Here is a 21,577-nt window from a genome sequence, read left to right on the forward strand (position 1 = left end):
GGCTCTCGAGACGCGAGGGCGGACAGGCTCGCGCAATGCCCATGGCGTCGCCGCGAATGGCCCGGCGCTCGGCGGGCGATGGTCCCGCCATCGAGGCGACATTCGTCGCCGAATTCCAGCTAGAGCGTTTCCAGCCGAAGTGGACGCCGGTTCGGCGTCGGAAACGCGTGAAAACAAAAGCCTAGAGTCTTTCCGTGTTTCAATGAAACACGGAAAGACTCTAGGCTCAGACGCTCGACATTCCGCCGTCCACCAGCAGATCGACGCCGGCGACATAGCCGTTGGTCGCGAGAAACAGCACCGCCTGCGCAGTCTCCTCGGGCCGGCCGATGCGGCCGAGCGGTGTGCGCCTCGCGAGATAGTCGCGCAGCTCCTCGACCTCGCGCTCGGAGAGGCCGAGCTTGCCGTAGATCGGCGTCTCGGTCGCGCCGGGGCTCACCACATTGACGCGGATTCGGCGCTCTTTCAGCTCGCTCGTCAATGTGCGCGCGAAGGAGCGCACGGCCGCCTTGCCGGCGGAATAGACGCCGAAGGCCGGCGTGCCCTCGACGCTGGCGTTGGAGGAGTCGAGGATGATCGCGCCGCCGTCGACCATCAGCGGCAGCGCCTTCTGCACGGTGAAGAAGAGGCCTTTCACATTTATGTCGAACAGCCGGTCGAAATGATCCTCGAAGACCGCGCCGATCGGCGCGAATTCCGCGATCGCCGCATTGGCGAACAATATATCGACGCGGCCGAACTTTCGATTGACCTCGGCGTAGAGCGTGTCGAGCTCGGCGAGCTTCGAGACATCCCCCGCGACGCCATGGGATTTCGCGCCGAGCCGCGCGACGGCCTCCTCGAGCTCGCGCGCACGCCGACCCGTGACGACCACCTCGGCGCCGCGCTCGATGAAGAGCGCGGCGGTCGCGAGCCCTATGCCGCTCGCGCCGCCGGTGATGACGGCGATTTTTCCGTCGAGCTCCGCCATAGCGCGCCCTTTGCGCGTCGATCAGACGGCGACGAGACCGCCATCGACATAGAGATCGACGCCGGCGACATAGCTGCTGGCGTCGGAGGCCAGGAACAAGACCGCCTCGGCGATCTCTTCCGGCCTGCCGAAGCGGCCGAGCGGCACATTGTTCTCCAATTGCCCGGCGAGCTCGTCGCGCTGCTGCGACGAGAGGCCCATCGTGTCGAAGATCGGCGTCTCGATCGGGCCGGGGCTCACCACATTCACGCGGATTTTGCGGCTTTTCAGTTCGCTCGTCCATGTGCGGGCGAAGGAGCGGACGGCGGCTTTCGTCGCGGAATAGACGCCGAAGCCGGGCGTTCCCACCGTATTGGCGATGGAGGAGTTGAGCACGATCGCGCCGCCGTCTGAAAACAGCGGCAGCGCCTTCTGCACCGTGAACAGCAGGCCTTTGACATTGATGCCGAAAAGCTGGTCGAAGAGCGCCTCGTCGACGCCCTCGATCGGCGCGAGCCGCACGACCCCGGCGTTGGCGAAGAGAATGTCGATGCGCCCGAAACGCTCCTTCACCTCGGCATAGAGGCGGTCGAGATCCGCGAGCGCGGAGACGTCGCCCTGCACGCCGACGGCGCCGCCGCCGATGCGCGCAACCGCCGCGTCGAGCTCCGCCCGGCGTCGGCCGGTCACCACGACCTGCGCCCCTTCCTTGGCGAAAAGCTCGGCCGTCGCGAGGCCGATGCCGCTGTTGCCGCCGGTGATGACAGCGATCTTTCCTGAAAGCCGACCCATATTCGCGCTCCTTCCGCGCTAAATTCATTAGTTCAGAAATACGGAACTAATGCGCGAATGTCAATTCGTGCTAATTTGGCGCATGAGGAAGCTGCATCATCCGAGGCTCGAGGAGATCACCGTCGAGGCCATTCTCTACGCTCTGGCCGATCCCGTGAGGGTCGAGATCTTCACGCGGCTCGCCGCGTCGGAATGCGCGCAGAACTGCTCCAAATTCTTGAATATGCAGGAGCAGGCGCCACTGGCCAAGTCGACGCTCTCCCAGCATTTCCGCGTTTTGCGCGAGGCGGGGCTCATTCGCAGCGAGCGCCGCGGCGTCGAGCTCATCAATTCGACGCGCTGCGCGGAGCTGGCGGAGCGATTCGGCCCCATGGTGCAGTCGATCATCTCCGCCTATGAACAACAGAGGATCGAGGCGGCCGGAGGCGGCTCGAGAGGCGAAGACGCGGGGGACGGCGCCCGCGAGACGCCGCCTACTCCCTCCCAAGGCGAGTCCGGCGCCTGACGCCCGGTTGACAAGGGCGCTGCGCCCGTTTAGGGCTGTCCTGCTTCGTCGCGGCGGTTTCGCCGCGATTTTCTTTTTGCGTCCGCCCTTCATCGACGCGAAAAGCGAAGCCACAAAAACCGGTCAACTGCCAAAAAGCCGGCCGGCGGTCCGCCGCGAGAGCCGGGTCGAACACAGGAAAAAGAGATGTTCGCAGTCATCAAGACCGGCGGGAAGCAATATAGCGTCGCCGCCGGAGACACGATTACCGTCATGGCCCTCGAGGGCGCCGCCGGGGACAAAGTGTCCTTCGGCGAGGTGCTGTTCGTCGAGACCGACGGCGGCGCCAAGGTCGGCGCGCCGCTCGTGGCGGGCGCGAGCGTGACGGGCGAGATCGCCGAGCAGGCGCGCAGCCCCAAGACGCTCTCCTTCAAGAAGCGCCGCCGCCAGAACTCCAAGCGCAAGCGCGGCCATCGTCAGGACCTGACGATCGTTCGCATCACCGGCATAGAGGCCGGCGCCTAAAGAGCGAGCATGGCGCGACGCCGCCGATCGGCGTATAGACGAAACATGCGCGCCCCCTCGAGCGGGCGCGCCAGCAATTGATCGAGGCCGCCCGGGGCGGCCCCCGAGCCGCGGAAGAAGCGGTTCGGCTCGAGATTCGGGAGCGAGAACAATGGCTCACAAGAAAGCGGGCGGCTCGTCGCGCAACGGTCGCGACTCCGATGGTCGCCGTCTCGGCGTGAAGAAGTTCGGCGGCGAGGCGGTCATCAGCGGCAATATCATCATCCGTCAACGCGGCACGAAATGGCATCCCGGCCGCAATGTCGGCATGGGCAAGGACCACACGCTCTTCGCCCTCGTCGACGGCGTGGTCTTGTTCAAATCGAGCGGCGGCCGCGCCTCCGTATCGGTCGAGCCGGCGGCGGCCGCGGCCGCCGAATAGGCGGAGGATCAGCAAGGACCTCCGCCGGCGTTTTCGATCCCCGGCGGATTTGGTCCTCGGCTTTCGCGATATAGCGAAGCTCCAGGCGCAAAATCCGGAAAAAGGCCTCAAACGGTCGATAGGGGAAGCGGAACGCCGCTTCCCCTTCGTCATTTTTCGGCCTCTTTTCGCATCGGCCGCCATGGAGCCCTCGGATGTTTCCGGAAATTGCCCGCGACGATATTTTCAGATTGGAGACCCCGCGACTCTGGCTGCGCTGGCCGCGCGCCGCCGACCAGGGCTCGATCTGCCGTCTGGCCGGCGATCCAGAGGTCGCCCTGAAGACGGCGCGCATTCCGCACCCATATGAGCCATATCACGCCGAGGCCTTCATCCTCGCCGTGCGTTCGGAGAATGCGAGCGGGGCGGGCCTGACCCTCGCCTTGACGCAGAAGCGCCAAAGCGATGAGGCGATCGGCGTGATCGGCGTGCATGGCGCGAGCGCGCGCGGAGCCGGCGTGATCGGCTTTTGGCTCGGGCGGCCGTTCTGGGGACGCGGATTGATGAGCGAAGCGGCGAGCGCCTTCATCGATGTGGTGTTCGGCATGACCGGGCTCGAACGAATCGTGTCCTGCGCCCTGCCGACCAACGCCGCCTCGCTCCGCGTCCATGAGAAGCTCGGCTTCACCCGCACGGGTCGCGGGACATTCCCCGCCCCCGCCCGCGGCGGCGAGGTCGATGTGGAGCTCTTCGACCTGAGGCGCGGGGCCATCCCGACGAGCTTCGGCGCGCGCCGTCCGAAGCTGCAATCGACGTGAGTTCGAAAAGACCATGAAATTCCTCGATCAAGCGAAGATCTACGTGCGCTCGGGCGACGGCGGGGCCGGCTGCGTCTCCTTCCGTCGCGAGAAATTCATCGAATTCGGCGGACCGGACGGCGGCGACGGCGGCCGCGGCGGCGATGTGGTGGCGATCTGCGTCGACGGGCTCAACACGCTCATCGACTATCGCTATCAGCAGCATTTCAAGGCCAAGACCGGCGTGCATGGCATGGGGAAGAACCGCCATGGCGCCAAGGGCGCGGACGCCGTGCTGAAAGTGCCCGCCGGCACGCAGATTTTCGAGGAGGACGGCGAGACGCTCGTCGCCGACCTCACCGAGGTGGGGCAAACGGCCGTGATCGCGCGCGGCGGCAATGGCGGCTTCGGCAATCTGCATTTCACCACCTCGACCAATCGCGCCCCGCGCCGCGCCAATCCCGGCCAGCCGGGCGTCGAGCTCACGCTCATCCTGCGGCTGAAGCTCATCGCCGACGCCGGGCTGATCGGCCTGCCCAACGCCGGCAAATCGACTTTTCTGGCGAGCGTCAGCGCCGCCAAGCCCAAGATCGCCGACTACCCCTTCACGACGCTGCATCCGGGCCTCGGCGTCGTTCGCGTGGACGATCGCGAATTCGTCCTCGCCGACATTCCGGGCCTCATAGAGGGCGCGCATGAGGGCCACGGGCTCGGCGATCGCTTCCTCGGCCATGTGGAGCGCTGCCGCGCGCTGCTGCATCTCGTCGACGCGACCGGCGAGCACGCCGGGAAGGATTATAAGGTCGTGCGACGCGAGCTCGCCGCCTATGGCGCGGAGCTCGCCGAGAAGCGGGAGATCGTCGCTCTGTCGAAGATCGACGCCGTCGAGCCGGACCATTTGAAGAAGCAGAAGGAGCGGCTGAAGCGGGCGATGGCCTCCGCCGGGCCTGCGGGGGCCGCCGAGCGCCCTGCCCCGCTGCTCTTGTCCTCCGCCACCGGCGAGGGCGTGACCGCCGCCTTGCGGGCGCTGGCGAGCGCCAAGGAGACCGCGGCGAGAGAAGAAGCGACGGCCGCCGCGCCCACGCCGGTCTGGCGGCCCTGAAAAAACGGAAATGTGACGATTTTTTCTTTTCGAAGCTGGACATGAGCCGCGTCATTGGGTATTTGCACGCCTCGTTCCGCTCATTCGGCGAGAGCCGAAGCGACGGACGGGCGCATAGCTCAGTTGGTAGAGCAGCTGACTCTTAATCAGCGGGTCCAAGGTTCGAGCCCTTGTGCGCCCACCAATAAATAACAAATGCTTATTGCGGCCAAATTGCCACCCGGCCATTGGCTGGGCGAATGCGTCGCCGCCACATCGGCCACGGTCGCGGAAATCGCGGCGCTCGCTCCCTCACTTTCCGTCCAACCAATTCGGCTGCATGTCCATGGCAGGGCGCCGACTGCGAGCGAATCCGTTCGACTGCGACAAAATGCGCCGTGCCTTTACCGATCCGCGGCGCCATCTTTCTATCATGGCGCTGCCACGCGATCCCGCCCGGGAGCTTACGGTCGTTTCCGAGGCTCGAAGGTGCGCACCCGGGAGAGTGGCGGCAGGGCCATTTTACACCGTCGAGGTATCGAGGCCTCGACGGCGCCGTCGGGACGCGGCCCTCCGAAGCGCGAGCTTCCGGCGAGAGAGCGAGCGCCGGCTCACGCGACGTCATTCCGATTTCACGTGCGCTTCCCGCTCTTTTCATGTGCGCTTCCCGCTCTGAGGACAGCGATGGCCGCCCGGATCGCGTCTTCGGACGCCGCGGCTTCCTTCATCCCCGATTCGACGAGGGCGCCAGGTGAAGGCCGCGCGCCCGATGCTGGCGTGATCGCGATCCGGCGCCTCGACTCCCAGGACGGCGAGCTCGGCGGGCGCGCCGACACGGCCGCAAAGATCACGCCGCCCTCGAGGCTGCGGGCATGACCTGACAATGGCGAGGGGCCGGGTGAGGCCGATGACGGAAAAGCCGATATGGGCGAAGTCAAAACGAATCGCCAGCGCCGTCTCGCAGGCATACACGGGCCGCAGATGTGGAGAGCGCATCCACGGCGCGAACGCACTTCGCCTAGAGCGCTTCCAGCCGAAGCGGGCGCCGGTTCGGCGTCGGAAAAGCGTCAAAAACTCTAGGCGCGCAGCGCCTCGATACGTCCGAGAAGCTTCGCGAAGAGCTTGCCGACGCCTTGGCGTCTGGTCGGGGCGGGGATGCGCATATAATCGACGATGAACTCGTCGAAGACGTTCGGCGGGAGCTCGAAGTGACGCCGCAAATCATCATGTTCTGCGGCGACATAGAAGCGGTTGACGCCGTCGAAATAGGCGAAGCGATAATTCGCCTCGAGAATATGCGGCTCCCAGGCCGCGTGTGTCTCCTCGCGCGAGAGCGGCTTCGTCGCCTCGACCAGAATGATCCATGGACGAAAGCGCGCGAGGTCGAAGGCGTTGACCACATCGCTCTCGGCGCCTTCGCAATCGATCTTCAGGAAATGCACCTCTTTCGGCGCGAATGTCTCGAAGATCGAGTCGAGCTTACGCGTCTCCACCTCGACCTGCTCGTGACGATAGTCGAGGCGCTCGTGCATGGCCGCGATTTCCGGGCGTAGCGTCGAAATGCCCGTGCCGTGAATGAGCGTGATCTCGGCGACGCCAGGACGATCGCTCACCGCGACACAGAGATTGACGTCGCGGGGACGAGCCTGCTCGAGCATGTCGTGATAGGCGGGGTGCGGTTCGATATTCACCCCTCGCCAACCGCGCTCGTAGAAATGGCGAGTGACGGAATGGACGTTCGGATCCCAGGCGCCGACGTCGACATAGAAGCCCGCATCGATTTGCGCGAAGGCGCGCTGCAGCATCACGTCCTCGAAATTCTGGGAATAGGAGATCATGGCGCTGGTCCGTCGCGAGCCGTGGCGGCAACTCGAATTGCCCGACGCTCCATAGAGAGCACTTCGGCTTATACTTAGCCGATCAGGCTTTTGGCAAGTCCGCGGCTCGGCGCGCAGCCGCCGAGCCGCAGTCTCAGCCGCTCGACATAGAGGAAAACGACAGGGGTCGTGTAGAGCGTGAGAATCTGACTGATCAGCAGGCCGCCGATGATGGCGATGCCGAGCGGCCGGCGCGTCTCCGCGCCTTCGCCGGAACCGAGCGCGAGCGGCAATGCGCCGAAGAGGGCGGCGAGCGTGGTGATGAGAATAGGACGAAAACGCGCCACGCAAGCCTCGCGAATGGCCTGCTGCGACCCGAGGCCGCGTCGTTTGGCCGCGAGCGCGAAATCGATGAGGATGATCGCATTCTTCTTGACGATGCCGATGAGCAGCAGCACCCCGATCATGGCGATGATGCTGAGCTCCGTTCCACAGGCGAGCAGCGCGAGAAACGCGCCGACGCCGGCCGACGGCAGCGTCGAAAGAATGGTGAGCGGGTGCAGGAAGCTCTCATAGAGCATTCCGAGCACGATATAGACCGCCGCCAGCGCCGCCGCGATCATCAGCGGCTGATTGGCGAGCGCCTCCCGATAGCCCGCCGCATTGCCCGCGAAGACGCCTTGCAGCGTCGCCGGCGCGCCGGTCTTCGCCATCGCGTCCTTTATCGCATCCGCGGCGTCCCGCAGCGACTTGCCTTCCGCGAGATTGAAGGAGATCGTCACCGCCGCGAAATGGCCGTGATGATTGACCTGCAGAGGCGTCACGCCGTCGTCGAATCGCGCAAAGGTCGAAAACGGGACCATGGGCGTGGCGGCGGCGCTCACCGGGCTCGAGGCGCTCGTCGCATCGCGCGGCGAAAACGCCCGCGGCGCCGCGCCGGCGCCGCTTCCGATATAGAGCTCGTCCAGCGCGCGGAGAGTCTCGCGACGCCGCGGCGCCGCCTCCATCACGACATGATATTGATTGAGCGGCTCGTAGATCGTCGACACTTGTCGCTGTCCGAAAGCGTCATAGAGCGTGTTGTCGATCGCGTTCGCTGTCAGCCCGAGCCGCGACGCCTTCACGCGGTCGATGACGACGTCGCTGCGCAATCCCTTGTCCTGCTGGTCCGAGCTGACGTCGAGAAGCGCTCCGCCACGGCGCAGCGCCTCGACGATGCGCGGCGCATAGGCGCGCAGAACGTCGAGATCGTCGCAGAGAAGCGTGTATTGAAACATGGCGGCGCCCGTGCGCCCGCCGAGACGAATGTCTTGCACCGATTGCAGGAACAGGCTCGCGCCCGACACACGCGCGAATTGCGGACGCAGCCGCGCCATGATCTCGTTCGCCGAAGCCTTGCGCTCGGCGAGGGGCTTCAGCGTGACGAGCAGATCGGCGACATTGATCGAGCCGCCGGGACCGAAGCCGCCGCCGATCGCGCCCGTCGCTGTCGCGACGCCGGGATCGGCCTGCAAAATTGCTATGAACTGCTCGAGCTTCTCTTTCATCACGGGGAAAGAGACGCTCTGATCGGCGACGATGGCGCCGCGCATGCGCCCCGAGTCCTGGATCGGGAAAAAGCCCTTGGGCACGAGATCGAACAGATAGAAGTTGAGCGCGATTGTCGCGAGCAGCAGGCAGAGCGTCGCCGCCGGCCGACGCAATGCGGCGTCCAGCGTGCGGACATAGACGCCATGCAGCGCGGAAAATCCCGTCTCGCTCCAGCGCAGCAGGAAGAATCGCGGCGGCCGGGAATGGCTGCGCAGAAAGCGCGAGCACAGCATGGGCGTCGCGGTGACGGACAGAGCGAGCGAGACGAGAATCGCGACCGAGAGGGTCATCGCGAACTCCCGCATCATTCGTCCGACGATACCGCCCATGAACAGAATTGGCAGGAAAACGGCGACGAGCGAGAGGCTCATGGAAAAGACCGTCGACGCGACCTCGCGCGACCCCTCGAGCGCGGCGGAACGCGGGGATTCTCCCGCCTCCATTCGCCGGGCGATGTTCTCGACGACGACGATGGCGTCGTCCACTATGAAGCCGGTCGCGATGGTGAGCGCCATCAGCGAGAGATTGTTCAGGCTGTAATCGAGCAGATACATCGCGCCGACGGCGCCGATCAGCGACACGGGCATGGCGAGGCTCGGCGCGAGCGTCGCGCGCGCATCCTTGAGCGACAGATAGACGATGAAGACGACGAGGAGAATGGTGACGAGAAGCGTCGTCTCGATCTCTGCGAGCGAGGAGCGGATCGTCAGCGTGCGGTCCTGCACGATCCGCATTTCCGCGTCGGCAGGCAAAGCAGCCGCGAGCGGCGTCAGCAGCGCCTTGATGCGATCGACGACCTCGATGAAATTGGCTCCAGGCCGGCGGAAAATCTGCACCTGCACGGCGGTGCGGCCATTGCTCATTCCATAATTGCGCGTGTCCTCGACCGAGTCGACCACCTCGGCGACGTCGCGCAATCTGATCGGCGCGCCGCCGCGATAGGCGATGACGAGCCCCTCATAATCGGCGGCCCGGCGCGACTGGTCGTTGGCGTAGAGCGTGAGACGCCGCTCGCCTTCCTCGATCGCGCCCTTGGGGCCGTTGAAATTCGTCGCTGCGAGCGCGGCGCGCACATCCTCGAGCGCGACGCCATGGGCAAAGAGCGCCTGCGGATCGAGCTCGACGCGCACGGCGGGAAGCGAGGAGCCGCCAACGACCACCTGTCCGACGCCTTCGAGCTGCGCGAATTTCTGCTGCAGCACATTGGAGGCGATCTCGAACAATTGCCCCGGCGTCAAGCGTTGCGAGAAGAGCGCGATGACGACGACCGGCACTTCGGCGGGGTTGGAAGTGCGGAAGGTCGGATTGTTGCGCAGCGAGGCGGGAAGGTCCGCGCGCGCTGCGGCGATCGCGGCCTGAATGTCGCGCTGCGCCCCGTCGATGTTGCGGTCGAGATCGAATTGCAGTGATATTCGCGTCGCGCCGAGCGAGCTCGACGAGGTCATCTCGGTCACGCCGGCGATCTGTCCGAGGCGGCGCTCGAGCGGCGTCGCGACAGAAACCGCCATTGTCTCGGGGCTCGCGCCCGGCATGGTGGCGGAGACCGAAATCACCGGATAGTCGATATTGGGAACCGGCGCCTTCGGCAGCAGGAAAAGCGCCACGAGCCCAGCGAGCGCGAGCCCCAGCATCACAAGGCTCGTCGCCACCGGGCGCTCGATCGCTCTCGCGGTGACGCTCATGCGGCCTCGCGCTCTTTGATCTTCGCCGTGCGACGACGCAAGGATTTGGCCAGACCGTCGAAGGCGAGATAGATGACCGGCGTCGTATAGAGGGTGAGGATCTGGCTGAAGATCAGCCCGCCGACGATCGCGACGCCGAGCGGCCGGCGCAGCTCCGCGCCTTCGCCGGAGCCGAGCATCAGCGGCAGCGCGCCGAGGAGCGCGGCGAGCGTCGTCATCAATATGGGGCGAAACCGCAATATGCAGGCCTCGTAGATCGCCGCGCGCGGAGAGAGGTTCTCGTCGCGCTCCGCCTGAAGAGCGAAGTCGATCATCATGATCGCATTCTTCTTCACGATGCCGATGAGGAGAATGACGCCGATCACGCCGATGACGCCGAAATCCTCTCCTGCGATCATCAAAGCCAACAAGGCGCCTATGCCGGCGGAAGGCAGCGTGGAGAGGATCGTCACCGGATGAACATAGCTCTCATAGAGCACGCCCAGAACGATATAGACGGTGACGATCGCCGCTAGGATCAAGAGCAGCGTGGAGACCGACGAGGCGTTGAAGGCCGCGGTCGCGCCCTGGGGCGCCGTGATGACGCTCGCCGGCGTCTCGAGCTCCTTTTGCGCCGCCGCGAACGCCTCCATCGCCGCGCCGAGCGAATGGCCGGGCGCAAGATTGAAGGAGATCGTCGTCGCCGGGAATTGCGCGAGGCGGTCGATAGAGAGCGGGGCGGCGATCTCCCGGATTTTCACCATGGAGGCGAGCGGCGTCTCGCGTCCGCCATTAGCGGGAATGCGCAGATCGGCGAGCGTCTCGATGCCGGAATGGCCGCGCGTCGCGGTCTCGAGAATGACGCGATACTGATTGGTCTGCGTGAACAAGGTGGAGACGATGCGCTGGCCGAAAGCGTCATAGAGAATATTGTCGATCGTCGCGACGGAAATGCCGTAGCGCGCGGCCGCGTCGCGGTCGATCTCGACGTAGAGCGCGCGGCCGCTGTCTCGCGCGCTGCTCGACACATCGCGAAATTGCGGTAGGCTGGACAATCTGTCGACGAGGCGGCGTGAATAATCGGCGAGCGTCGCCGGATCGGCGTCCTGCAATGCGAAATAATATGCGCCGCGCGCGACGCCCGCATCGATGGAGAGGTCCTGCGCCGGTTGTAGGAAAAGCGAGCCGATCGCGTGATCGCGCGCCGCGTCTTGCAGGCGGCGCGTGACGGCGGAAATCGTATCGGCGCGCGCCGATTTCGGCTTCAGCTTGATGATGAGCCTGCCGCAGTCGAGCGTGCGATTCACCCCGTCGACGCCGAGATAGGACGAGACGCTCTCGACGGCCGGATCGCCGAGCAGAATTTCGACCAGCGCGAGCTGCTTGCTCCGCATCGCCTCGTAGTTCAGCGATTGATCCGCCTCGAAGAAGCCCTGCGCCAGTCCCGTATCCTGCACGGGGAAAAAACCCTTGCCGATGGCCGCGTAGAGGGCGCCCGTCAGCGCCAATGTCGCGGCGAAGGCGGCGAGCGTCGCGCGCGAACGAGCGAGCACGAAACGCAGCGAGACGCCATAGGCGTCGATGACGCGATCGAACCAGTCATGCGGGCCTTTCGCCTCATGCGTATGAGCGTCCTGCGCGCGCAGGAGCTTGGCGCAGAGCATGGGCGCGAGGGTCAGCGAGACGATCGCCGATATCACGATCGTCACGGCGAGCGTCACCGCGAATTCGCGGAACAGGCGGCCGACGACGTCGCTCATGAAGAGGAGCGGAATGAGAACCGCGATGAGCGAGATGGTCAGCGAGACGATGGTGAAGCCGATCTCGCGGGCGCCGACGAGCGCGGCCGAGAGCGGCGTCTCGCCACGCTCGATATGGCGGGAGATGTTCTCGATCATCACGATGGCGTCGTCGACGACGAAGCCGGTGGCGATGGTGAGCGCCATCAGCGTCAGATTATTGAGGCTGTAGCCGAGCAGATACATGGCCGCGAGCGCGCCGATGAGCGAGAGAGGCACGGCAACGCTGGGAATGATCGTCGCGCGCGGGCTGCGCAGAAAGAGAAAAATCACCGCGACGACGAGGCCGATGGAGAAAAGCAGCTCGATTTCGACATCGTGAATGGAAGCGCGGATCGCGGTGGTGCGATCGGTGAGCACGGTGAGATCGACGGCCGCCGGCAGAGATGCGGCGAGCGCAGGCAGCAGCGTCTCGATCTGATCGACGACTGCGATGACATTGGCGCCCGGCTGGCGCTGCACATTCACGATGATGGCGGGCTCGAGGTCCGCAAAGGCGCCGAGCTCGCGATTTTCCGAACCTTCCGTCACCTCGGCGACGTCGACGAGCCGCACCGGGCCGCCGTTGCGATAGGCGACGACGAGGCCTTCATAATCTTTGGCGTTGCGCAGCTGGTCGTTGGCGTCGACGGCGAATTGCTGCACGCGTCCGTCGATATTGCCCTTGGGCAGATTGACATTGGCGTTGGAGATGACGGCGCGCAAATCCTCGAGCGACAAGGAATGGGCGGCGAGCTTCGCCGGATCGGCGCGAACCACCACGGCCGGCCGATTGCCGCCGGCGACGCTGACGAGGCCGACGCCGGAGAGCTGCGAAATCTTCTGTGCGACGCGGCTGTCGGCGAGATCCTGAACCTGCTGGAGCGGCAGAGTCTTGGAGCGCAGCGCGAGCGTCAGAACGGGCGCGTCGGCGGGATTGATCTTGGCGTAGATCGGCGGGGCGGGAAGATCGCTCGGCAGAAAGCTCGCGGCGGCGTTGATCGCCGCCTGCACCTGCTGCTCGGCGAAATCGAGCGAGAGCTTCAGGCCGAACTGCAAGGTGATGATGGATGCGCCGCCGGAGCTCGTCGAGGCGATTTGCGCGAGGCCCGGCATTTGTCCGAGCTGACGCTCGAGCGGCGCGGTGATCGTCGCCGCCATCACCTCGGGACTGGCGCCCGGATAGAAGGTGCGCACCTCGATCGTCGGATAGTCGATCTGCGGCAGCGCCGAGACCGGCAGCAGTCTGAAGCCGATGGCGCCGGCGAGGAAGATCGCCGCCATCAGCAATGTGGTGGCGACCGGCCGCTCGATGAAGGGACGCGAGATATCGACGGCGCTCGAGGGTTTTGCGCTCACGGCGCTGCGGCTCTCGAGGCCGCGCGGCGCGGCTCGGCGGGCGTTCCCTCGCGCCCTTCCTTCGTCTGCGTCGCGCCGGCTGCGTGGGCGAGCGTGATCCGCGCGCCGTCGCGCAATTTATCGACGCCCTCCACCACGACGCGCTGGCCGGCCTCGACGCCCGCCTCGATCACCGCGCGCTCGCCGTCTGAGGGACCGAGCCGCACCGGTCGGACGACGACCTTGTCGTCGGCGTCGATCGCATAGACGAAAGGTCCCTTCGCCCCGCGCTGGATCGCGGCGGCCGGCGCGAGAACGACGCCTTTCAGCACTTCCACCGTCAGTTCGGCGTTGACGAATTGATTGGGGTAGAGCGTCTCGCCGTCATTGGGGAACTCCGCGCGCAGCTTCACCGTGCCGGAGGTCGCATCGATCTGATTGTCGATCGCATAGAGAACGCCGCGCGCCGGTTCGCCCGCATGTTCCCGATCATAGGCGATGACGGCCAATCGTTCGCCCGAGCGGAAGCGGCGAAGCAGATTTTGCAGCTTCACCTCCGGGAGGGTGAAGATCACGGTGATCGGCGAGAGCCGCGTGACCACCGCTATGCCGTTCGCATCATTGGTCTGCACGATATTGCCGGGATCGACGAGACGAAGGCCGATGCGGCCGTCGATCGGCGCGGCGATGCGCGTGTAGCTCAGATTCAATTCGGCCTGGCCGAGGAGCGCGCGATCCATCTCCACCGCGGCGCGATATTGGCCGATGAGCGAATGCTGCGTGTCGAGCTGTTGAGCAGAGACGCCGTCCTTGATCTTCGCTCGCAGCGTCTCGTAGCGGGAGAGATCGCGCTCGGCGTTCTGGAGCAGCGCCTCGTCCTTCTGGAGCTGCGCCTTCGCCTGCGCAACGGCGAGGTCGAAGGGCCGCGGATCGATCTCGGCGAGAATGTCGCCGGCCTCGACCGTCTGTCCCTCCGTGTATCTCACCTTCAGGAGCGGTCCGGAGACTTGCGCCTTGACGACCGAGGTCACCAGAGCGGTGACGGTTCCGAGGCCTGTGTAGACGACCGGGAAATCGCCGCGGACGATCTCCGCCGCGGCGACGGCGGTCGCAGCTCCGCGTCCGCCGCCGGGAGGCGGCGGCGGCTCCGCCGCACGGTAGCGCCAAGCGCCGAGCGCGAGCGCGCCGAGGAGCGCCGCCGTGATCCATCTGGCGAGATGGCGGCGCGGCAAGAGCCGCCTCGCCGCTCCGACGAAAGGAGGGGCGGCGTCGGTGATGTCGGAACTCATCGGATCGAACTCCGCGCGGATGCTCTTCCTGACGACGGTCTGCGCCGGTCGCGTCATCGTCTCCTCGTGAGGCCGTCGTCGAAAGCGTCGTCATTCGCCGATGAGCCACATCGAGAGAATAACTATATAATGTCGATAGAGATATGCAACTGATCTGTCCGGATCGCGTGGAGGTCTCGTCGCGTCAGCTGGTGGCGCGGTCGAGCTCGATGAGATGGCCGGCCTTGTCGCGCTTTGCAGCCAAATAGCGCAAATTATGCGTATTTCTCCTTCCGAGAAGGCGCTCTGCGTCGACTGCTTCGAGTCCCGCCTCCGCGAGCGCCGCGATCTTCTCGGGATTGTTGGTCAGCAAGCGCACGCGGCGGATTCCCAGAGCCTTCAGCATCTCCGCGGCGAAGGCGAAACGACGCTGATCGGCGCCGAATCCGAGCGTTTCATCGGCGTCGTAAGTGTCCAATCCCTGCGCCTGGAGATCATAGGCGCGGATTTTATTGGCGAGGCCGTTGCCGCGGCCTTCCTGATCGAGATAGAGCAGCACGCCGCCGCCGTTCTCGGCCATGTGACGCGCCGCATAGCGCAGCTGATCCCCGCAATCGCATTTGAGGCTGCCGAAAAGATCGCCGGTGAGGCAGGCCGAATGCAGACGGACGGGGACCGGCCTCGAGACATCCGGCGCGCCGATGACGATCGCGACCTGATCGCGCAGCCCCTCGCCGCCGCGGAACACGATGAATTCGCTGTCCGTCGCTCCTTCGAGCGGCACGCGCGCGCGAGACACGATGCGCAAGGAGGCGAGGCGGGCGAGAGAAAAGGATTTCACATCGGCGAGAGCGACGTCGAACATGCGCGGAAAAATCGCTTTCGCGCCGCCGCCGCGCGCGATGACGGCGGCCGGCAGAAGCTGTGCGAGCCGCATCAGCTCGAGCGCGCCCTCGTCGAGCGGCGCCAGCGGAGCGGCGGGCGCGTCGAGCCGCGCCGACGCATGGAAAGCGAGCGCATGCGCGCGCGCGACGTCGAGGACCGGCAGAGCGATCGCTCCGGCCTCGCGTCGAGCCGCCCCGAGACGTCGTAGCCGCGGCGCCGCAAGCGCCAGCAGCGTTCCGCCGCCAGACAGACGATCGAAGCGCGCAGCGAGATCGCCGTCGAGCGCTTCGCAAGCCAGAGCGACGATCATTTCCGCGTCGTCGTGGAGGATGACCGGCCGACCGCCGCGGATTTCCGAAATCGCGCGCTCGACGTCGATCTGGCCGGCTGCGTCGCGAAATTCCGGTCGCGAGGTTGAAATTGTCACGAGGCCTCCGTCGCTTTCTTTCCTGAGCGCGACTGATATAGTTTTTAGACTCTATATACAAGCACGAGTTATGTGGCGGCGGCTGGTCGGCGACGCGCCGCCGCCGGCGACGCGACATCGTGAAGCAAATCGGCTAGATTGCATTGGAAATACAACTTATCCTGCTTTCAGACGCGCCGCGGTCGACGAATTCCTTCTAATGTGGAGAACTCGAGCACTTTGCTATTTATCATAGCGACTATATGTGAATATAATGCGCCATCGCAGCAAGACGGGAGCGTCCGATGGCTGGCGAGAAGCATCGCTTTTCGATCAAAACCTTTCTCGAAGCGTCTATTTCGCGCGGCGCCTGCGCGGCCGTCCTGGTTCTGGCGGCGACTGTCGGCGCCACGGCGGAGCCCAGCGTCTATCCGACCGGCACGACGATCTACGATCCGGCGCGCGCCTATAATTCCTACGTCCTCTTCGCCGGCGGCGACGATGTGACGAGGCTCGTCGACCTCACCGGCAAGGTCGTGCGCGAGTGGAAATATACGGGCCAGCCGGCCGCCTTCATCGATCCGGCGCTCGCGGGCGGCGCGCGCGGGCATATCTTCATCACGCTGGAGAGCGAGGAGGGCAAGGGGACCGATCTCACCCCCGGGCGCGCCCGGACCCGCGTGCGCAAGACTGTCGGCGAGGTCGATTGGGACGGCAAGCCGGTGTGGAGCTTCGGGCCCGCGGCGCCGGGCGGCGTCGCGCGCCAGCATCACGACATTGCGCGCCTGCCCAACGGCAACACGCTGCTGCTCGCCAATGTCTCCTATCCGCTGCCCGGCTTCGCCGCGCCGCAAGTGCTGGACGACGTCGCCTATGAGGTGAATCCGGACGGCGAGATCGTCTGGACCTGGGCGGCCTCGGATCATCTCGACGAGATCGGCTTCACCGCCGATGAATTGAAGCTGATCAAGGGCTCGAAGAATCCGGATTATCTCCACGTCAATGATCTGAAGCCGCTCGGCCCCAATCATTGGTTCGACGAGGGCGACCAGCGCTTTGCCCCAGAAAATCTGATCTTCGACTCGCGCAACGGCAATTTCATCGCCATCATCGACCGCAAGACGCGCAAGATCGTCTGGACGCTCGGGCCGCATTTCCCGCCGGTGTCCGAGGACGGATCGACGACGTCGCGCAAGGTTCCGCGGCCCGTCGATCAGATCTCCGGCCAGCACGACGCGCAGATCATTCCCAAGGGCCTGCCCGGCGCCGGCAATCTGCTCGTCTTCGACAATCAGGGCGAGGCAGGCTATCCGCGCGCGTCCGTCTCTTTCACGGGCGGCTCGCGCGTGCTGGAGATCGATCCCGTCTCCAAGCAGATCGTCTGGCAATATACCGGCGCGAGCTCCGGCAATCCCGGCTGGACCTTCCGCAGCACGCATATCAGCAATGCGCGCCGCCTGCCCAATGGCGACACTTTCATCGACGAAGGGCAGATCGGGCGGTTCTTCCAGGTGACGCCCGACGGCGACATCGTCTGGGAATATCTCAGCCCCTATCCGCGCCGCGGCAAGGACGCCGAGACCGGACGGCCGACGCTCAATTACAGCGTCTATCGCGCGCAGCCGGTTCCCTATGACTGGGCGCCGGAAGGGACTCCGCGTTCCGAGACGGCCGTCGCGCCGCCGGAGAACGGCGCCTTTCGGCTGACGTCCAAATAACGCCTTCGATCGGCGTGGCGGCGTGAGCGCCGCTTTCGCCCGGGGCTCCCCGAGCATCGGCGCGTCGCGACGCGCCGGCGACGAGCTGTCTCACCTCAAAACGAAAGATGAGGTTCTCATGTCGATACCCAGATTCAAGACGATCGCCGGCCTCGGACTGACCGCCTCGGTCATTGCGGGCGCGGCGCAGGCCGCCTCGCTGCAGGAGGCGGCGACACTCGCTTCCGCCGCCAGCGTCAAGACGCTGGAATTCGCGGGCTCCGGCCATTGGTATCAGTTCGGCCAGGCGCCGATTCCGGGCGGCGATTGGCCGAAGTTCGACGTTTCCGCCTATAGCGCGGCGATCGACTTCGACAAAGCGGCCGAGCGCGTGCTGATCACGCGCTCGCAGACGCCCGACGGCCGTCCGCGGCCGGCGCCCGTCGAGCAGAAGCTCGAATGGTCCATCCTCGGGGAGAAGGCCTGGAACGTCGCCACTCCGCAGGGCGCCGCTCCTGGCACCGCGCCGGTCGCGACGCCCGCGCCTGCCGCCGTCGACGAGCGCGTCGCCGAAATCTGGACGACGCCGCAGGGCTTCCTGAAGGCGGCGCTCGCCAATAACGCCAAGTCCGAAACCGTCGGCGCCGGCGTCGAGGTCTCCTTCGCCATCGGCAATCGAAGCTTCGTCGGCCTCATCGGCGCCGACAATCATGTGTCGCGGATCAAGACCTGGATCGACACGCCGGTGCTGGGCGATACGCTCCTGGAGACGCATTTCTCCAGCTATAAGGATTTCGGCGGGCTGCATTTCCCGGCGGAGATTCATCGCAGCGAAGGCGGCCATGAAATTCTGCATGTCGTGGTCGCCTCGGCCAAGGCCAATGGCGCGGTCGACATCGCGGTTCCGGCCAATGTGGCGAGCGCGCCCACGCCCGTCGTCACCGTGGCGTCGGAGAAGCTCGCCGACGGCGTCTATTATCTCACCGGCGGCACGCATCACAGCGTCGCCGTGGAGGAGAAGGATCATGTCGTGCTGATCGAGGCGCCGCTGAACGAGCAGCGCTCGATCGCTCTGATCCAGAAGGTCGGCGAGATCATACCGGGCAAGCCGATCAAATATGTGGTCAATAGCCATGTGCATTTCGATCACTCGGGCGGCCTGCGCACTTTCGTCGACGCCGGCGCGGCCATTGTGACGCAGGACATCGGCAAGGCCTTCTACGAAAAGGCCTGGGCGGCGCCGCATACGCTGCGTCCCGACCGTCTCGCGGCCTCGAAGAAGGCGGCGAAATTCGAGACCTATGAGCACAAGCGCGCGCTCGGCGACGCTCATGCGATCGAGATCCATCACATCGCCGGCAGCGGCCATTCGGACGATCTCGCGCTCGTCTATCTGCCGAAGGAAAAGCTCGTCGTCGAGGCCGACGCCTATACGCCTGCCGCGGTCGGCGCGCCGCCGCCGGCGACGCCCAATCCTTTCTCGGTCAATCTCTACGACAATATCCAGAAGCTCGGCCTCGACGTGGAGCGCATCGCGGGCCTGCACGGCCGCGTCGCGAGCATCGACGAGCTGCGCGCGGCGATCGGCTTGAAGAAAGCCGCCGCCAATTGAGAAAAGCCCCGGCCGCGCAATGCTGCGAGGCCGGGGACATCGCCTCGGAGCCGAGAGTCTTTCCATGTTTCATTGAAATATGGAAAGACTCTCAGCTTTTGTTTCGACGCGTTTTCCGACGCCGAACTGGCGTCCACTTCGGCTGGAAACGCTTGGGCAAGGCGTCGCATCGCAGCGGTTTCGGCACCGTCCGAGGCGCGGAAGACATTGGAGAGAAGCGCCCGTCGGAGCCCCTCTACCAGTTGCAGTTCGCCGTCTGGCCATAGGTAGAACAGCGCATGGATCCGCCGCTCTGATAAGCCGGCTTGATGTTGGAGGCTATCTGACCGAGATCATTCGAAAGCGATTCCTGGAAGGCCGCATGTCGAGCGACGGCAAGCGCCGCCTCACGCTCTTGCGCATATGTTACTTCAAAGAATGTTTTCTCGACACATGCCGAGAACACGGGCGATCCGACAGCATGGCCGAACTTCGCGCAAACATCGCGCGCGGACGCTATGACGCGCTCGCGCTCTTCACGTGCTTGGGCGGCTCGTTCTTCTGCACTTTTGCATCCCTGAAGGGAAAGTATCGCGGCGACAAAAACTACAATACGCATACACCTCTCCAGTCTCTCGAATCTGGCACTGAGACCTCGGGTCGTAGAGCTGTAGGCAATCCAAATGCCGGACGAATGGAATTATGCGTCGTCTCTCCTAAACCCCGCGACAACCCAAGCAGCCGTATATCCAGCGGCCCATAGCAATGAAATCGGCACAAAGCACAACACAATATACAAAGCCGATGTGGCGATCAGTTCGTCACGTGTCATCGCTTGTTTCCTCGGGATCAGATCAGCGTACGGTGAAGGAGATCGTTCATATGGTATGTCATCAAATAGATGGCCGGCTCTATCATCTTGTTTTTGAATGAACTCTCCCTGCATTCCTGTGGACGCACTGGACCACGTTTTAGATGACCAACTCGGCCAATGGAGGCCGACAAATAGCGTCGTAACGACAAGAAGCCAGATCGTCGAAGTAACGACGCCGAGCCTCTGCCATCCGTTCAGCTTGCTCATCGATCGAATCTCTGCAACGCGCGCCGCAGAATGCAGCTCACGATTGGGGAGGTTGCCGCTGAAAGGTGATTCCGCACTTCTTTTTGATCGCCGCTTGTTCGATCGCCTCGGCCTCGCCTCGCAGTCGCGCGAGTTCGGCGGTCTGCGCATCATCTCCGCTCAGAGCGAACAGCGCCGGCCAAAATACGATCGCGCCGACCGTAGTCACGACAGCATCCTGTGTCGCCTTGTGATCTTGGATACCGGCCGCTTGTGCTGCGCGAGAGCTGATCCGTTGCGCTTCCTCGGCGATTTGCGGGCATGTGTAGGTCTCATATTGCAGCGGTGAGACGTAAACCGCCGCTACTTCGTCTGCCCGTTTTGCACAACTACTTGTTACGGCGGCGATTGCCGCCACAAGGAAAAGAACTCTCAACATTGAATAACCCGCCTCCGATGATCGACAATCATAAGCGGGGCCGTGCAGTTTGCAATCAAAGCGTTAAGAAATGGTTAATCTCGAAGCTTGCGGGGAAGCGCTCGGCGCCGATGTCGACGCCGTGACCGGAGCCTCTTCGACAAAGGCGTCGAGCTGGACGCGCAGGCGATTTACTCCGCGGGCGTCTTTGCAGGGCTGAGGGAAATCCTCACATTCAACGCGCGAAGCACGGCGCTGACCGTCTCGAACCGGGGATGCGAGCCGGGAGCGAGCGCCTTGTAGAGGCTTTCCCGGCCGAGGCCAGCGGCCGCGGCGACTTGCGCCATCCCGCGCGCCTTCGCCACTTCGGAGAGCGCCACGAGCAAAACATCCGGGTTCGCATCCTCGGCTGCGGCCGTGAGATATGCGGCGATCACCTCGTCATTATCGAGGTGATCGGACACGTCGAAGGCCGCGAAATCACTGCTCATCGTCCCGGCTCCTTCAACTCTCGCGCCATTTCCTTCGCCCGCTCGATATCGCGCCGCCCCTTTGTTTCCGCCGTTCAGCAATAAATAGATCGCGGCGCCGTTCCTGACGAAATAGACGCGATAGCCCGGCCCGTAGTGAATGCGCATTTCCGACACGCCCTCACCCACGGCTTCGCAGTCGCCGAAATTGCCGAGCGCCGCGCTCGTCAGACGCGCCAATATTCGCGCCTTGCCCTTCTGATCGGCGAGCCCGGAAAGCCACTCGTCAAAGGCCGACGATCGAACGAGGATAAACATGGGCGGCCATAGGCGAGCATCGGCAAGCGCTACATATGTATCCAAATGGATACTAACAATCAAGGGCAACCCCGGACAAATCGCGACCCGGCGCTACCGCCCCTTTCGTAGCCTCACGCCCGCCCCGCGGCTGTCTCCGGAATGAACGCGACGACTCCGAGGGCGCGCAGAATTTTTGCGAGCGTCTCGCCTTGCCCGCTCGATTGAACGGGAGGGAATCGCTCAGCTTGCGAAGGATATTGCCAAAAGGGC

At 64.6% G+C, this 21,577-nt stretch carries 18 protein-coding genes and 1 tRNA gene; 9 read left to right on the plus strand and 10 right to left on the minus strand.

Annotated elements, in window-relative coordinates:
- Nucleotides 1–226: 226 nt before the first annotated feature.
- Complete coding sequence (locus Mspo_RS00910; protein WP_159726057.1) at nt 227–970, minus strand: SDR family oxidoreductase; 744 nt, start codon at nt 968–970, stop codon at nt 227–229.
- 21 nt (nt 971–991) lie between these two features.
- Nucleotides 992–1,741, minus strand: a complete 750-nt coding sequence (locus Mspo_RS00915; protein ID WP_159726058.1) for a glucose 1-dehydrogenase — start codon at nt 1,739–1,741, stop codon at nt 992–994.
- Between the two features lie 82 nt (nt 1,742–1,823).
- Here Mspo_RS00915 and Mspo_RS00920 point away from each other — a divergent pair, with 82 nt between their 5' ends.
- From Mspo_RS00920 to Mspo_RS00950, 7 genes are all read left to right on the plus strand, one after another.
- The gene (locus Mspo_RS00920) at nt 1,824–2,246 is read left to right on the plus strand and encodes a helix-turn-helix transcriptional regulator (protein ID WP_159726140.1); all 423 of its coding nucleotides are present in this window, start codon (nt 1,824–1,826) and stop codon (nt 2,244–2,246) included.
- 186 nt (nt 2,247–2,432) lie between these two features.
- Nucleotides 2,433–2,750 (plus strand): 50S ribosomal protein L21, encoded by a 318-nt coding sequence (gene rplU, locus Mspo_RS00925; RefSeq protein ID WP_159726059.1) that lies wholly within the window; start codon nt 2,433–2,435, stop codon nt 2,748–2,750.
- Between the two features lie 151 nt (nt 2,751–2,901).
- Nucleotides 2,902–3,171 (plus strand): 50S ribosomal protein L27, encoded by a 270-nt coding sequence (rpmA, locus tag Mspo_RS00930; RefSeq protein WP_159726060.1) that lies wholly within the window; start codon nt 2,902–2,904, stop codon nt 3,169–3,171.
- A 194-nt stretch (nt 3,172–3,365) separates the two neighbouring features.
- Nucleotides 3,366–3,968, plus strand: a complete 603-nt coding sequence (locus tag Mspo_RS00935; protein ID WP_159726061.1) for a GNAT family N-acetyltransferase — start codon at nt 3,366–3,368, stop codon at nt 3,966–3,968.
- 13 nt (nt 3,969–3,981) lie between these two features.
- The gene (gene obgE / locus Mspo_RS00940) at nt 3,982–5,049 is read left to right on the plus strand and encodes a GTPase ObgE (RefSeq protein ID WP_159726062.1); all 1,068 of its coding nucleotides are present in this window, start codon (nt 3,982–3,984) and stop codon (nt 5,047–5,049) included.
- Nucleotides 5,050–5,157: 108 nt separating this feature from the next.
- Nucleotides 5,158–5,233 (plus strand) — tRNA-Lys (locus Mspo_RS00945).
- Between the two features lie 479 nt (nt 5,234–5,712).
- Complete coding sequence (locus Mspo_RS00950; RefSeq protein ID WP_159726063.1) at nt 5,713–5,904, plus strand: hypothetical protein; 192 nt, start codon at nt 5,713–5,715, stop codon at nt 5,902–5,904.
- Between the two features lie 200 nt (nt 5,905–6,104).
- Here the strand turns inward: Mspo_RS00950 and Mspo_RS00955 are convergent, their stop codons facing one another.
- The 5 genes from Mspo_RS00955 to ribA all read right to left on the minus strand — a co-directional run bounded on the left by Mspo_RS00955 (nt 6,105) and on the right by ribA (nt 15,792).
- Nucleotides 6,105–6,866, minus strand: a complete 762-nt coding sequence (locus tag Mspo_RS00955) for an FkbM family methyltransferase (protein ID WP_159726064.1) — start codon at nt 6,864–6,866, stop codon at nt 6,105–6,107.
- Nucleotides 6,867–6,940: 74 nt separating this feature from the next.
- The gene (locus Mspo_RS00960; protein ID WP_159726065.1) at nt 6,941–10,117 is read right to left on the minus strand and encodes an efflux RND transporter permease subunit; all 3,177 of its coding nucleotides are present in this window, start codon (nt 10,115–10,117) and stop codon (nt 6,941–6,943) included.
- Complete coding sequence (locus Mspo_RS00965; RefSeq protein ID WP_256366330.1) at nt 10,114–13,233, minus strand: efflux RND transporter permease subunit; 3,120 nt, start codon at nt 13,231–13,233, stop codon at nt 10,114–10,116. The genes Mspo_RS00960 and Mspo_RS00965 overlap by 4 nt, the downstream gene beginning before the upstream one ends.
- Nucleotides 13,230–14,558 carry an efflux RND transporter periplasmic adaptor subunit gene (locus Mspo_RS00970; protein WP_244613015.1) on the minus strand — a complete coding sequence of 443 codons (1,329 nt, stop codon included), beginning with the start codon at nt 14,556–14,558 and terminating at the stop codon, nt 13,230–13,232. Before Mspo_RS00970 ends, Mspo_RS00965 begins: the two co-directional genes overlap by 4 nt.
- Before the next feature lie 127 nt (nt 14,559–14,685).
- Nucleotides 14,686–15,792, minus strand: coding sequence for a GTP cyclohydrolase II RibA (ribA, locus tag Mspo_RS00975; protein ID WP_159726066.1), 1,107 nt, complete (start codon nt 15,790–15,792; stop codon nt 14,686–14,688).
- Between the two features lie 284 nt (nt 15,793–16,076).
- On the opposite strand from ribA, the gene Mspo_RS00980 reads away from it, so the two are divergent.
- Entirely contained in the window at nt 16,077–17,489 is a 1,413-nt protein-coding gene (locus tag Mspo_RS00980; RefSeq protein WP_244613017.1) for an aryl-sulfate sulfotransferase, read from the plus strand.
- Nucleotides 17,490–17,607: 118 nt separating this feature from the next.
- The gene (locus Mspo_RS00985) at nt 17,608–19,080 is read left to right on the plus strand and encodes an MBL fold metallo-hydrolase (protein WP_159726067.1); all 1,473 of its coding nucleotides are present in this window, start codon (nt 17,608–17,610) and stop codon (nt 19,078–19,080) included.
- Between the two features lie 235 nt (nt 19,081–19,315).
- Here Mspo_RS00985 and Mspo_RS00990 read toward each other — a convergent pair whose 3' ends face one another.
- The 3 genes from Mspo_RS00990 to Mspo_RS20175 form a co-directional block, all read right to left on the minus strand.
- Entirely contained in the window at nt 19,316–19,678 is a 363-nt protein-coding gene (locus Mspo_RS00990; protein WP_159726068.1) for a hypothetical protein, read from the minus strand.
- A gap of 499 nt (nt 19,679–20,177) precedes the next feature.
- Nucleotides 20,178–20,558 (minus strand): hypothetical protein, encoded by a 381-nt coding sequence (locus Mspo_RS00995; protein WP_159726069.1) that lies wholly within the window; start codon nt 20,556–20,558, stop codon nt 20,178–20,180.
- Nucleotides 20,559–20,728: 170 nt separating this feature from the next.
- Nucleotides 20,729–21,325 carry an addiction module antidote protein gene (locus tag Mspo_RS20175; protein WP_306344906.1) on the minus strand — a complete coding sequence of 199 codons (597 nt, stop codon included), beginning with the start codon at nt 21,323–21,325 and terminating at the stop codon, nt 20,729–20,731.
- Nucleotides 21,326–21,577: the final 252 nt, after the last annotated feature.

This window comes from Methylosinus sp. Ce-a6 (assembly GCF_009811655.1).
Classification (GTDB): domain Bacteria; phylum Pseudomonadota; class Alphaproteobacteria; order Rhizobiales; family Beijerinckiaceae; genus Methylosinus.